The organism is Micrococcus endophyticus (genome assembly GCF_014205115.1).
Taxonomy (GTDB): domain Bacteria; phylum Actinomycetota; class Actinomycetes; order Actinomycetales; family Micrococcaceae; genus Micrococcus; species Micrococcus endophyticus.
In genome coordinates this window covers 2,255,850-2,268,425 of the sequence record NZ_JACHMW010000001.1, presented here as the reverse complement: position 1 = coordinate 2,268,425, position 12,576 = coordinate 2,255,850, and the positions used below count along the sequence as shown (strand labels likewise).

At 76.2% G+C, this 12,576-nt stretch carries 15 protein-coding genes and 1 pseudogene; 8 read left to right on the top strand and 8 right to left on the bottom strand.

What is annotated here, in order from left to right; genetic code table 11:
- The first annotated feature begins 70 nt into the window (after positions 1-70).
- Complete coding sequence (locus HDA33_RS10435; RefSeq protein WP_184173070.1) at positions 71-1,147, top strand: ABC transporter ATP-binding protein; 1,077 nt, start codon at positions 71-73, stop codon at positions 1,145-1,147.
- On the opposite strand, the gene HDA33_RS10430 is transcribed toward HDA33_RS10435, so the two are convergent.
- On the bottom strand, positions 1,137-2,192 hold the full coding sequence (locus HDA33_RS10430) for a DMT family transporter (protein ID WP_184173068.1): 1,056 nt from the start codon (positions 2,190-2,192) through the stop codon (positions 1,137-1,139). The two genes, HDA33_RS10435 and HDA33_RS10430, sit on opposite strands and share 11 nt — an antisense overlap.
- A 41-nt stretch (positions 2,193-2,233) precedes the next feature.
- On the opposite strand from HDA33_RS10430, the gene HDA33_RS10425 reads away from it, so the two are divergent.
- The 3 genes from HDA33_RS10425 to HDA33_RS10415 all read left to right on the top strand — a co-directional run bounded on the left by HDA33_RS10425 (position 2,234) and on the right by HDA33_RS10415 (position 4,032).
- Positions 2,234-3,097: a spermidine synthase gene (locus tag HDA33_RS10425; RefSeq protein ID WP_184173066.1), complete on the top strand. Its 864-nt coding sequence runs from the start codon at positions 2,234-2,236 to the stop codon at positions 3,095-3,097.
- Positions 3,098-3,193: 96 nt separating this feature from the next.
- Complete coding sequence (locus tag HDA33_RS10420; protein WP_184173064.1) at positions 3,194-3,367, top strand: hypothetical protein; 174 nt, start codon at positions 3,194-3,196, stop codon at positions 3,365-3,367.
- Positions 3,364-4,032, top strand: coding sequence for a DsbA family oxidoreductase (locus HDA33_RS10415; protein ID WP_026107041.1), 669 nt, complete (start codon positions 3,364-3,366; stop codon positions 4,030-4,032). The genes HDA33_RS10420 and HDA33_RS10415 overlap by 4 nt, the downstream gene beginning before the upstream one ends.
- A gap of 62 nt (positions 4,033-4,094) precedes the next feature.
- Here the strand turns inward: HDA33_RS10415 and HDA33_RS10410 are convergent, their stop codons facing one another.
- Positions 4,095-4,823 carry a 4a-hydroxytetrahydrobiopterin dehydratase gene (locus tag HDA33_RS10410; protein ID WP_184173062.1) on the bottom strand — a complete coding sequence of 243 codons (729 nt, stop codon included), beginning with the start codon at positions 4,821-4,823 and terminating at the stop codon, positions 4,095-4,097.
- A gap of 108 nt (positions 4,824-4,931) precedes the next feature.
- Between HDA33_RS10410 and HDA33_RS10405 the strand changes: the two genes are divergently transcribed.
- Both HDA33_RS10405 and HDA33_RS13105 read left to right on the top strand, forming a co-directional pair.
- Entirely contained in the window at positions 4,932-5,351 is a 420-nt protein-coding gene (locus HDA33_RS10405; RefSeq protein ID WP_184173060.1) for a DUF2809 domain-containing protein, read from the top strand.
- A gap of 89 nt (positions 5,352-5,440) precedes the next feature.
- A pseudogene (locus HDA33_RS13105) lies at positions 5,441-6,001 on the top strand (CGNR zinc finger domain-containing protein); the annotation flags it as partial.
- A gap of 102 nt (positions 6,002-6,103) precedes the next feature.
- Here the strand turns inward: HDA33_RS13105 and HDA33_RS10395 are convergent.
- From HDA33_RS10395 to HDA33_RS10385, 3 genes are all read right to left on the bottom strand, one after another.
- Complete coding sequence (locus tag HDA33_RS10395) at positions 6,104-7,357, bottom strand: MFS transporter (RefSeq protein ID WP_338104337.1); 1,254 nt, start codon at positions 7,355-7,357, stop codon at positions 6,104-6,106.
- Positions 7,358-7,586: 229 nt separating this feature from the next.
- Positions 7,587-8,171 (bottom strand): hypothetical protein, encoded by a 585-nt coding sequence (locus HDA33_RS10390; RefSeq protein WP_184173058.1) that lies wholly within the window; start codon positions 8,169-8,171, stop codon positions 7,587-7,589.
- A 111-nt stretch (positions 8,172-8,282) separates the two neighbouring features.
- Positions 8,283-8,858 (bottom strand): GNAT family N-acetyltransferase, encoded by a 576-nt coding sequence (locus tag HDA33_RS10385; RefSeq protein WP_184173056.1) that lies wholly within the window; start codon positions 8,856-8,858, stop codon positions 8,283-8,285.
- 49 nt (positions 8,859-8,907) lie between these two features.
- On the opposite strand from HDA33_RS10385, the gene HDA33_RS10380 reads away from it, so the two are divergent.
- Entirely contained in the window at positions 8,908-9,267 is a 360-nt protein-coding gene (locus HDA33_RS10380; RefSeq protein ID WP_184173054.1) for a VOC family protein, read from the top strand.
- Positions 9,268-9,357: 90 nt separating this feature from the next.
- Here HDA33_RS10380 and HDA33_RS10375 read toward each other — a convergent pair whose 3' ends face one another.
- From HDA33_RS10375 to HDA33_RS10365, 3 genes are all read right to left on the bottom strand, one after another.
- Entirely contained in the window at positions 9,358-10,278 is a 921-nt protein-coding gene (locus tag HDA33_RS10375; protein WP_338104336.1) for an SDR family oxidoreductase, read from the bottom strand.
- 102 nt (positions 10,279-10,380) lie between these two features.
- Entirely contained in the window at positions 10,381-10,887 is a 507-nt protein-coding gene (locus HDA33_RS10370; RefSeq protein WP_184173051.1) for a GyrI-like domain-containing protein, read from the bottom strand.
- Positions 10,888-10,919: 32 nt separating this feature from the next.
- The gene (locus HDA33_RS10365; RefSeq protein WP_184173049.1) at positions 10,920-11,480 is read right to left on the bottom strand and encodes a P-loop NTPase family protein; all 561 of its coding nucleotides are present in this window, start codon (positions 11,478-11,480) and stop codon (positions 10,920-10,922) included.
- 36 nt (positions 11,481-11,516) lie between these two features.
- Between HDA33_RS10365 and HDA33_RS10360 the strand changes: the two genes are divergently transcribed.
- Positions 11,517-12,359: a PhzF family phenazine biosynthesis protein gene (locus HDA33_RS10360; RefSeq protein WP_184173047.1), complete on the top strand. Its 843-nt coding sequence runs from the start codon at positions 11,517-11,519 to the stop codon at positions 12,357-12,359.
- The last annotated feature ends 217 nt before the right edge of the window (positions 12,360-12,576 follow it).

Sequence of the window (12,576 nt, the reverse complement as noted above, 5' to 3'; positions counted from 1 at the left end):
TCGTCCCCCATCCACCCCCCCCTTCACCTCGGATCGTCGGGCACGTGCCTGCCCGTGAAAGGACACCCCCATGGCCTCCGTGAGCTTCCGCTCCGCCACCCGTCAGTACCCCAACGCCCCGCGCCCCGCCGTGAACCGCCTGGACCTGGAGATCGCCGACGGCGAGTTCCTCGTGCTCGTGGGCCCCTCCGGCTGCGGCAAGTCCACCTCCCTGCGCATGCTCGCCGGCCTCGAGGAGCTCTCCTCCGGGAGCATCCACATCGGGGACCGGGACGTCACGGACGTGGACCCCAAGGACCGGGACATCGCGATGGTGTTCCAGAACTACGCGCTCTACCCCCACATGACCGTGGCGGACAACATGGGCTTCGCCCTCAAGATCGCGGGCGTCCCCGCAGACGAGCGCCGGCGCCGGGTGGAGGACGCCGCGAAGCTGCTGGACCTGACGGAGTACCTGGACCGCAAGCCCAAGGCGCTCTCCGGCGGCCAGCGCCAGCGCGTGGCCATGGGCCGGGCGATCGTGCGGAACCCGCAGGTCTTCCTCATGGACGAGCCGCTGTCCAACCTGGACGCCAAGCTGCGCGTCCAGACCCGCGCGCAGATCGCCCAGCTCACGCGGCGCCTGGGCACCACCACCGTGTACGTGACCCACGACCAGACCGAGGCCATGACCATGGGCGACCGCGTGGCGGTGCTCAAGGACGGCACCCTCCAGCAGGTGGACACCCCCCGCAGCCTCTACGAGAAGCCCGTCAACGTGTTCGTGGCCGGGTTCATCGGCTCCCCCGCGATGAACATCTTCCGCATGCCGGTGGCCGCCGACGGCGTGCACTGGGGCGAGAGCGTGATCCCCGTGGACCGGGCGACCCTGGCCGACGCCGGGCAGAGCGTGGACCTGGGCGTCCGCCCGGAGAACCTCGAGATCACGGACCGGGGCGGCCTGGCCGTGGAGGTGGACACCGTGGAGGAGCTCGGCGCCGACGCCTACGTGTACGGCCACGCCACGATCGGCGGCGAGGAGCGCCTGATCACCCTGCGCACCGCCGGCTACACGGCCCCGGAGAAGGGCGCCGTGGTCCACGTGGTGCCGGACCCGGCGCGCGTGCACCTGTTCCACGCCGAGAGCGGGCAGCGCCTCAACGACTGAGCTGAGGGCGCGGCCCGCTCCGGCGCGACCCGCCCGCCGCCAGCACCGCCGCGGCCAGGGCGCCGGCGGTGCCCACGAGGGTGAGCGCCGTGACGCCGGCCCCACCGGCCGGGGCGAGGGCGTCCACCGCGAGCGAGCCCAGCAGCTTGCCGCACACCAAGCCGAGCAGGGCCAGGAACGCGCCCACCCGCGGCACCAGGTAGGCGCTGACGGCGATGAACAGGCACCCGAGCGGGCCGCCCAGGTACAGCCACCAGTGCGCGGGGCCGGGCAGGACTCCCCCGCCCCCGCGCACCGCCACGGCCGCCAGGTGCACCACGGCCAGGGCGGAGGCGCCGGCCACGAAGTTGATCAGCGTCACCGGGACGATGCTCCCGTAGGCCGCGGCCTGGCGCGCGTTCAGGGCCTGCTGCCCGCTCGTGGCCAGGCCCACGGCCAGCGGCGCGAGCGCGACCAGCAGCCACAGCGGCCCGCCCCGGGCGTCCGCGAGCTGCGGGCCCACCACGAGCGCCACGGAGGCCAGGGCGAGCACGGCCCCGGCGATCCGCCGCGGCGTCAGCGTCCGCACCCCGGCCGGCGTGAGGCCGAGCCGGTCCACGGTCATCCCGCCGATCAGCTGGCCGGCCACCACGGCCACGGTGAACACCGCCACGCCGATCACGCCCACCGTGAGGGCCTGGGTCAGCACCATCGAGCCGCCCACCATGCCCGCGAGCAGGTACCACCACCCCACCCGCCCGTCCGCGAGCGCGGGCCGCACCGCGGTCAGGGAGCGTCGCCCCCACGGGGTGGCCAGCGCGATCGCGGCGATGAGCAGGAGCCCGGCGGTGAAGGAGACGACGGCGGCCAGCGTCGGGTCGCCGGCCCGCTCGGCGAGCCCGCCGTTGAGCCGGGCCTGCACGGGGATGGTGGCGCCGGCGGCGATCGCCAGCAGGAACAGCACCCCGCGACCGGCGGCGCCGGCGCGTGCGGGGACACCGGGGCGCGCGGGCTCACCGGGGCGCGGGGCATCGGCGCGCGGGGGTCGGACGGGCTCGGGGCTCATGGCGTCCATGGTCTCCCACCCGGGACCGGCACACTGGACCCATGTCAGCGCACCCCGCCTCCGGCCGCACCGTCCATCTCTCCGCCTCCGGGGAGGACGCCCGGATCCTGCCCGACGAGCTGGGCGGGTTCGTCCTGGAGATCGGCGGCGCGGTGCAGTCTCACGTGGACCCGGCCGAGCCCACGGCCATCCGGTACGAGTATCTGCGGCGGGTGGCGAACGTGCTCGACGGCGTCGCCCCGGCGGGTGCGCCGGTGCGGGTCCTGCACCTGGGCGCGGGCGCGCTGACGCTGCCGCGGTACGTGCAGGCCACCCGCCCCGGTTCGGCGCAGACGGCCGTGGACCTGGACCGCGAGCTCGTGTCCTTCGTGCTCGCCGAGCTGCCGATGCCGGCCGGCACGGACCTGGACTCGGTGGTCGCGGACGCCCGCCTGGCCGCGGTCGACCTGCTCATGGACGGGGAGCGGTTCGACGCCGTCGTCCTGGACATCGGCACCGGTGAGGACGGGGCCGAGCACCTGCGCGGCGCCGCGTTCTACGGCGAGCTGCTCGGCCTGCTGACGGACACGGGGGCGCTGCTGGTCAACATCGGCGACGACGACGGCCTGCGCTTCCTCGCCGCCGAGCTGGGCGCGCTGGAGGCGGCGTGCGCCGAGGCGGGCGTCCCCGGGCCGTGGACGCTGGCCTCGGCGGACATGCTCGAGCGGCTCGAGCTGGGCAACGCGGTGCTGGCGGCCGGGCCGGCCCTGCGCGCGGGCGCCGCGCCGGGCGGCACCCCGAGCGACGCGGACGGCGACGCCGGTCCGCTCACCCCCGCCGCCCTGCTCGCCCGCGGCCCGCATCCGGGCGCGGTGCTGGACGAGGCGGAGTCGGCGGCGCTGGCCCGGCGGATCGGCGGGCGCTGAGCGGCGGGCGACCGACGACCCGCCCCGTCGACCCGGCGTCTTCCCTGTCAGCGATCAGGCGGGGCCCCGGGACGCCGTCGCGCCTAGGGTGAGGGCATGCAGACCCCCGACCAGCCCGCCCCGCCCCGCCCCGCGGACGACGCGCGGGCCGACGTCGCCGCCCCGGCCGACGCCGACCAGCCCGACGCCGCCCTGCCCACCTTCACCCTCCTCGCCGCGGACGGCGAGGCCGACGCCCCGGTGTGCGGCGTGGACGGGGTGTGCGCATGAGCCCCTTCGAGACCGCCGAGGACCGCGTCACCGTGGACGTGTGGAGCGACGTGATGTGCCCGTTCTGCCTGATCGGGGACACGCTGCTGGACCAGGCCGCGGACGCCGCCGAGCACCCCGTGGACATCCGGTACCACTCGTTCCAGCTCCAGCCGGACCTGCCGGCGGACCGCCCGCAGCCCGTCCTGGACATGCTCGTGGCCGCCAAGGGCATCACCCGCGAGCAGGCCGAGGCCATGGACGCGCAGATCACCGCCCGCGGCGCCGAGGTGGGCGTGACGTTCCGCCAGGACATCGCGCAGGCCGTGAACACGCGGGACGCGCACCGGCTCTCCCACCTCGCGGCCGAGCACGGCCTCCAGCACGCGGTGATCCGCCGCCTCTTCGAGGCCTACTTCACCGAGGGCCGCAACGTGGCCGACCACGAGGTGCTCGCCGACCTCGCCGCGGAGGCCGGCCTGGACCGGGACGCCGCGCTCGCCGCCCTCGCCTCGGACGCCCACGCGCAGGACGTGGACGAGGACGTGGAGACCGCCCGACGCCTGGGCATCCACGGCGTCCCGTTCTTCGTGGTGGACGGCAAGTACGCCATCTCCGGCGCCCAGCCCCTCGAGGTGTTCCAGCGCGCGCTGGCCACCGCGTGGGCGGAGAAGCCGGGCCGCTGATCCGCCCACGGCGCGGAGGCGCGGGCCCGGGCCGCTGACCCCTCAGCAGCCCGGGCCCGCGCTCACTCCTGGTCCTCGTGGTCCGGGCGCAGCGCCGTGCAGATGCAGGAGCGGTTGCCCTCCACGTCCTCGACCACCCAGAACGCCGGCGCCGAGGCGTCGCTGAGGAGCCGCCCGCCGGCGTCGAGCACGGCCTGCAGCCGGGGCTGCGCCTCCTCGGGGGCGACCCACACGTCCAGGTGCCAGCGCTGCTCCACCTCCGGCTCGGGCAGGGTGAAGTGCCCCGCCGAGCTGGCCGGTTCGGGGCCCTGCCACCACAGCGCGGGGGTCTGCCCGCCCGGGTGCTCCACGCTGCCGCCGGGCACCGTCTCGGCGCCCAGCAGGGCCGCGTAGAACCGGCCGTGCTCCTCGTCCCGGGCGGTGTCCAGGCCGATCTCGACGACGGACAGCCCGGTCGGCTCCGAGCGCAGCCCGTGCTCCCGGGCGAGGTCGCTGATCCGGCGGGCCATGCGCACGTCCCGGACGGTGACGCCGTGGACGTCGTGGCTGGAGAGGGCGACGACCACGTCCCCGTAGGTCAGCGTGAGGTCTGGATGGTGGTCGGCGGCCTGGGCGGCCGCCCCCACCGCGGCCACGAACTCGAGGCCGGCGGCGTAGTCCTCCGGCACGAACCGGGCCTTGAGCCGGCCGGCGAGCAGGCGCCAGTCGGCCAGGTCGGCGGCGGCCACCTCGCTCGTGCGCAGGACGTGGAACGGGTCGGGGCGGGGCGTGTCGGCGGTGTTCTCGCTCATGCGCCCACTGTGTCACCGGCGCCGGGGGCTGGGGCAGACTGGGCGGGCGGCGCCCTCCCCGCCCCGCACCGCCGCGTGCCGGCGCCCCGATCCCGCGGAAGGACCCTCGTGAGCACGTCGACCTCGGACCCCGGCCCGCGCCCTGCCGCACGCCCGCGCCGACGTCGGCCACTGGTGGCCGGGGCCGCCGTCGTGGTGGTGCTGACGGGGCTGGGGGTGCGCCTGCTCCTGGCGGGGGCGTGGACCGGACCCGTGGGCGACGCCCTCTACGCGGTGCTCGTGTACCTGGGGGTCGCGTTCCTGCTGCCGCGGCGGTCGGCGTGGGCGGTGGGCGCGATCGCCCTGGCGCTGTGCACGGCGATCGAGCTGTTCCAGCTCACCGGCCTGCCCCTGGCGTGGGCGGAGGCGTTCGGGCCGGCACGGCTGGTGTTCGGGACGTCCTTCGTGGCGAGCGACCTGGCCCTCTACGCGCTCGGCGTGGTCGCGGCGACGACGGCGGACCTGCTCGTCTCCCGCGCCCGGCGCTGAGGGGGGGGGCGGCCTCCCGGCGGGCGGGGCAGTGCCGGACTCGGTGGTCGCAGGGGCTGTGGACGACCGCGGGCCCCGTCCGGCCCCGGGTGTGCAATGGTGCCGTGAGCGTGCGTGGAGAGACCCTGGCCGGTGCCCGACTCGCGGCCGGCCTGATCCGGGTGGCGCGGCGCCACGGCGACGCCCAGGACCACGCCGCACTGCTGGAGGAGCACGGGCTCGGCGGACCGGATGCGCTCCCCGTGCGCGAGCGCCTCGTGCTCGCCGGGCGGCTGAGCCGATGGGCGGGGCGCCTGCGTCCGGTCTTCGCGGCGGACGGCCCCCGCGACCGCGCCGACGCCGTGGCCGCCCTCCTGGAGGCGGTGCCGATCCGCGCCCTCCTGAGCGCGTCGGCCTGCCCCGAGACCTCGCCCGTCTGGCGGTTCACCGCGGCGAGCGCGGACGGCTCGGGCTCGCTGGACGACGTCCTGGGACAGGTCCAGGCGACGACGGCGGGGGCGCTGGCCTGGCTCGTCGTGGATGGTGAGGGCGACCGGCTCGGCCTGTGCGGCCTGCCCGGGTGCCGCGCGGCGTTCGTGGACGAGAGGGACCGCGGCCGACGTCGCCGGTTCTGCTCGGACCGCTGTCGCGCCGCGGCCGCCGTGCGGACCCACCGGGACCGGGCCTGGCTCCGCGAGCACGGCGGTGGCAGCCCCGCCGCCGAGGAATGCGCCGGCATGGGAGACGGAGACGACGGGGTGACCAGCCGGGGCCTAGGCGCGCGCGGCCAGCTCGTCGTCGACGTAGACCGGCTCGGAGGCGCGCAGGCCCGCCGCCGCCATCACCACACCGGACGCCGCGAGCAGCACGAACACGAGGGTCCACCCGCCCGTGAGGTCGTGCAGCAGGCCCACTGCGAACGGGCCGATCGCCGCCAACACGTAGCCCACCGGCTGCGCGAACCCGGACAGGCGGGCCGTCACGTGCGGGTCCCGGGTGCGCGCCGCCAGCAGCGTGATCACTGTGGGGAACGCGAACCCGCCCAGGCCGAGCACCGCCGCCCACAGCCACACCCCCGCCACCGGGGCGGCCAGCATCCCCACGTACCCGAGCGTCGTCATGGCGCCGAACAGCACCATCCACGCCTTCAGGTTCCGGGAGCGGCTGATCACCGTCGGCATCATCAGGGCGCCCACCACGCCGAGCCCCGCCGTCACCCCGAGCGACGTCCCGGCCGCGCCCGCGGACAGGCCGGCGTCGCGCAGCATCTGCGGCACCCACCCGAACTGCACGTACGCGTTCATGGACTGCACGCCGAACAGCAGGGTGAGCGCGAGGGCGGTCGGCGAGCGCAGCAGGCTCACCCCGCCGCCCTCCGGGGTGAGGATCCGCGGGAAGTCGTGGCCGGTGCGCCACGCCACCGCCGCCCACACGGCCAGCGGCGCGAGCGCCGCCAGCCCCCACGCGCCGAGCGCCCAGCGCCACCCGTCCGCCCCGGCGGCCGCCGCGATCGGCGCCGTGACGAGCGCCGCCGTCGACCCGCCGAGGGTGAGGGACGCGCTGTAGACCGTCATGAGCATGGTGGTGCGGGAGGCCGCGTGCAGCTTCACCCACGCCGGGATCAGCACGTTGCCCAGCGCCATGCCGGACAGCGCCAGCACGGTGAGCAGCAGGAACGGGGTGACGTCGTCGACGACGGCGCGCCCCGCCAGGCCCGCCGCGGCCAGGCCAGCGCCCAGCGCCAGCGTGGCGGACATGCCGAGCCGACCGCCCACGCGCACCGCCACGAAGCCGACCGCGCCGAACACGATCCCCGGCAGCGCCGCCAGCAGGCCCGCCAGCCCGCCGCTGAGCCCCAGCGCCGCGGACACCTCCTGCATCACCGGGCCCAGCGTGGTGGCGCCCGGGCGCAGGTTCATGGCGAGCAGCAGGACGGCGGCCAGCGCGAGGCCGAACGGGACCGACGCCGGCACGCGCCGCCCGGGGCGGGCGTGCGGGGACAAAGGGTCCGGAGAGGTGGAGGGCACCCGACAGTTCTACCGCGTCCGCGCCGACAGCCCCGCATCCGGCCTCGTCAGCCCGGCCGGGCGGGCGAGGCCCGCTCAGCCGAGTTCGGCGATGAGCCGCTGCGCCAGCTCCGCGGAGGACGCCGGGTTCTGGCCCGTGTAGACGGCGCCGTCGGGGCGGAGGAGAGGGAGGAAGAGGGAACGGCCGGGCGTCGTCGCAGGCCACCTGACGGCGACGCCCGGCCGCCCCTCAGATCGTGGCGGACCGGCGGGCGGCCGCGGCCATGGCCGCGAGGCGCGCGCGCATGTGCGCGGAGGGGGCGGCGACGCCGTCCACGGCCAGGGCCGGGGCGAGGTCCGCGTTCACCTGGGCGGCGACGTCGGCCAGGACGGTGGCGTCCTGCGTGGCCCAGGCGCGGAGGGTGAGGTGGGCGCGCATCCAGGCGGTCAGCTCGTCCTCGGACTCCGGGGTCAGGGTGAAGCCGGTGCCGGCGGCGCCGGGGCTGGTGCGCTCGACCTCGAGGTCCAGCTCGTCCTCGAGCAGCGCGGCGAGCGCCTGGCGCAGCGGGGAGACGACGGTGCGGCCGGACTGGAAGGCGGCGCGGACGTCACGGGCGCGCAGGCCGTGGGGGGCCACGGCGACGGCGAGCAGGCCGGTCTCCTCGGCCTCGACGCCGAGCCGGGCGCGGGCGGACTCGGCCGCGACGACGGCGACGATGCCGGGGACCTCGGGAGCCTCGGCGAGGAACTGCGCGTAGGAGACGCCGGGCATGGCGGCCAGCACGGCGGTGGCCTCGGCGGTGAGGGACTGGGTCTCGGCGGCGGTGATCGTCATGCACACAAGAGTGAACCGGGGTTCACCGAGTCACCACGTGCATCCACATGGTGAGATATACGTCCGCCCTGTGAGACGATCCGGTTCCTCGCCGTTCACTCGCCGCGCCCCTCAGCCCGCGTCGGCCCCCGTCAGGCGCGCCTCGAGCCCGGCGCGGACGGCCGGCCACTCGGAGGCGGTGACGCTGAAGTAGTCCGCGTCCGCGATGGTCCCGTCCGCCGCCTTCCGGAACGCCCGCAGCGTCCCCTCGAAGGTGGCCCCCAGGCGGAGGATCGCCTGGTGGGAGCGGGTGTTGCGGTGGTCGCACCGCAGCCCCACGCGGGCCACCCCCAGCTCCTCGAACGCGTGCCGCAGCAGGAGCAGCTTGCACGCCGGGTTCACCTCGGTCCCCCAGTACGGGCGCGCGTAGATCGTGTGGCCGACGTCGACCCGCACCCGCGGCACGTGCTCGTAGAACGCGGTGCGGCCCACGAGCTCGCCGTCCCGCTCCACGGCGAAGGCCTGCATCCCCGGCACGGCCAGGAGGGTGCGCAGGTGCTCGGCCATGGCCTCGTCGGTCTCGGGCAGGGGCGTACTCATGCCCGCCCAGGCGGCCGCGTCGACGATCGCGCGCAGCGCCGGGGCGTCGTCGGGGGTCAGGGGGCGCAGGCGGACGGAGTCGTGGGCCAGGTGCAGCTCGTGGGGCATGACGGGATCGTATGCCTCCCGTCACCGGCGCCGGTGGTTCGATGGGCCCATGAGCCTGCGCCTGTCACACACCACCTGGGACGCCCTGGACCCGTACGCCGTCGCCGAGTTCTGGCGCGAGCTGATGGGCTGGGACGTAAGCGAGCCCGACTCCTACGAGCCCGGCTCGGACGAGTGCTACCTCGTCACGCCGCACGGGTACACGGTCCTCTTCTACAAAGTGCCGGACGCCAAGCGCGTCAAGAACCGCGCCCACATGGACCTTGCCGTCGAGGACGGCACGCGGGACGAGGAGGTCGAGCGCGCCCTGCGGATCGGCGCCGTCATGGTGGACGACCGCCGCGGCGACCTCGGCTGGGCCGTGATGGCCGACCCCGAGGGCAACGAGTTCTGCATCCTCGACATCTGAGCGACGCACCCCGCGGCAGGACCCCCACGAGCGCTCGTGGGGGTCCTGCCGCGGGGCCGTTCCCGGGCGGGGTCCGGGCGCCTCACCCGGTCACGGGGTGGGCATGCCGCCCGTGACCGCGATGGTCGCGCCGACCACGTACGAGGACTCGGCCGAGGCCAGGAACACGAACGCGGGCGCCAGCTCGGTGGGCTGCCCGGCGCGGCCCAGCGGAGTGGACTGGCCGAAGTCCGGCAGCTCCTCCGTGGGCTGGCCGCCCGAGGGCTGCAGCGGCGTCCAGATGGGCCCGGGCGCCACGGCGTTCACGCGGATGCCCTTCGGAGCGAGCTGCTGGCCGAGGCCCTTGGTGAAGTTGTTGATCGCGGCCTTCGTGGAGGCGTAGTCGATCAGGGTCTCCGGCGGCATGTAGGACACCACGGAGGTGGTGTTGATGATGGACGCGCCGGCCTTCAGGTGCGGCAGCGCGGCCCGCACCAGGCGGAACTGGGCCAGGATGTTGACGTCGAAGGTGGCCTCGAGCTGCTCGTCGTCGATGGCCTCGAACTCCTTCTGGGCCACCTGCTTGCCGCCGTTGTTCACGAGCACGTCCAGCCCGCCCATGGCCTCCACGGCCTGCGCCACCACGTCCTGGCAGAACTGCCGGTCCCGCAGGTCGCCGGCGATCCCGACGGCGGTGCGCCCCTCCTTCTCCAGCACCGCGAGGACGTTGCGGGCGTCCTTCTCCTCCTCGGGCAGGTAGGTGATCACCACGTCCGCGCCCTCGCGGGCGAACGCGATGGCGGTGGCCGCGCCGATGCCGGAGTCGCCGCCGGTGATGAGCGCCTTGCGGCCGGTCAGGCGGCCGGTGCCGCGGTAGGAGTGCTCGCCGAGGTCGGCCTTGGGGGTCATCTCGGCGTCCAGGCCGGTGCCCGGCAGGGACTGCTCCGGCGGGCTGATCACCGGGTAGCGCTTCACCGGGTCCTGCAGGGTGAGCTGGTCGGTGGTGGTGGTGTTCGCGTCGTCGTTCGCCACGGCGTGCTCCTTCGGCGTCTGCGGTGCGGCGCGCGGTGCGCGCGCCGTCCCCGCGAGCCTAGGGAGCGGACCCGTGGCGGGGCCACGGTTCGTCGTCGCAGGTCAGGCCACGGTGCGCACGGGGACGGCGAGGCCCGTCACGAGGGTCTCGGGGTCGACGTCGGGCCCCGGCTCGGTGTCGTAGGCCTCCCAGCAGAGGTCCCCGGGCTCGTGGCCGTCGGCGCGCAGGGCCTTCAGGAACGCCTCCCAGGCCTCGGGCAGCAGCTCGTAGGGGCCGGTGTGCTTGGCCACGGCGAGGGGCCCCGCCGGCAGGGAGGACGGCTCGACCCGCACGCCGTCGACGTCCAGGGGCGCCGCCGGCGGCGCGTCCACCGGGTGGCCGACCTCGAGGTCCACGCTCTCCCCCAGGCCCTGCCCGGTCATGCCCCGGTACAGCGCGAACGCGGGGCCCGCGGGGGCGAACACGCCCTGCCCCATGGCCGCCCCGAGGGCGCGGAAGGATGTGTCCATGAAGTGGTGCAGGCCGTCCACGGACTGTCCCGACCCGCGCACCACCACGGTGGGGAAGCCGGGGAAGTCGATCACGTGCATCTCGGAGAGGGTGCTCATGCGCCCAGCGTAGCCGCGGTGTGACCCACGCCTCAGCGGCCGGCGGCGAGCGCGGCGAGCGTCCGCTCCCACTGCCGGGGGTGCGTCAGGCGCAGCACCGGGGTGCCGGCGTCGTCCGCCTCGCGGGCCCGGATCCAGGCGCGCTTGGCCTCGAACGTCTGCGCATGCCAGCGCAGGATCGACTCCGGCCCCAGGGCCCGGCCCCACGTCTCGGTGTTGCCGTTGCACACCGGCTCCGCGGTGGCGGCGCGCCGCACGGTGCGGCGCAGCAGGCGCGCGAAGGTGGCCGCGCGCGAATAGTCCAGGCCCACCACGACGTCGGCCCGCGCCACCGCCGCCTCCCGGTAGAAGCGGTACGCCGAGTCCAGGACCCAGCGCTCCCCCGCCAGGATCGGCTCCGCCAGCGCGACCTGCGCCTCCGGGGTCCGGCTCACCCAGCCGGGCAGCCAGCCGAGCTCCTCGTCCACGAGCGTCACGGGCAGGTCCAGGACCGCGCCCAGCCGCACCGCCGCGGTGCTCTTGCCCGCGCCCGTCACCCCGTGGAAGAGGACGCGGCCGGCGCGGCGCAGGTCGTCGAGGGTCGCGGCGGGCATGCGCCGAGACTAGTCCGCCCGGCTACCGTGGCCCGCATGACCGCCACGCCCCGCCCCGCCGCCCGCCGTTTCCTGGAGGTCGACGTGTTCGCCACCGGGCCCCTCACCGGGAACCCGCTGGCCGTCGTCGTGGACGCCGAGGGCCTGCCCGCCGAGCGCATGCAGGCGCTGGCGGCGTGGACCGGGTTCTCGGAGACCGCGTTCCTGCTGCCGCCCACGGACCCCGAGGCCGACTACCGGGTGCGGATCTTCACCCCGCGCGAGGAGTTCGACTTCGCCGGGCACCCCACCCTCGGGTCCGCGCTCGCCTGGCTGCACGCCGGCGGCACGCCCCGCACGCCGGGGCGGCTCGTGCAGGAGTGCGGGGTCGGACTGGTGCCGGTGACCGTGGCCGACGACGGCGTCCTCGCCTTCGCCACGCCGCCCCTGCGCCGCTCGGGCCCGCTGGACGAGGCGGACGTCGTGCGCATCGCGGCCGGCCTCGGGGTGGAGCGGGAGGCGATCGTGGACCACGCGTGGGGCGAGAACGGCCCGGCCTGGCAGCTCGTCCGGCTCGCCGACGCCGACGCCGTCCGGGCCCTGCGCCCGCGCGGGCACGCGGAGCTGAAGGTCGGCGTCGTCGGGCTGGAGGCGGCCGGCGCTGAGACCGCGTGCGAGGTGCGCGCGTTCGCCTACGGCTCCGAGGACCCGGTGACCGGCAGCCTCAACGGGGCGCTGGCGCAGTGGCTGCGCGGGGCCGGACTGGTGTCGCCGCGGTACGTGGCCGCGCAGGGCTCGCAGGTGGGGCGGCGCGGGCGGATCCACGTGCACGACGACGGCGCGCGCATCTGGGTGGGCGGGCGCGCGGCCGTGCTGGTGGACGGGACGATCGCGCTCTAGGCCCGGGCGGGCCGCCCAGCGCCGGCCCGGCCCCCGCCCCCGCGAAGCCCCCCCCCGCCCCGCCCCCGCGAAGCCCCCCGCCAGGGCTGGCAGACACGCCGCAATCCCCGCGAGGTAGCGGCGTGTCTGCTGGCCCTGGCGGAAGGGGACGGGCATGGGGGCGGAAGGGGACGGGCGTGGGGGTGGGTGGGGGCGGGGGCGGCCGGGCGGGCCCGCG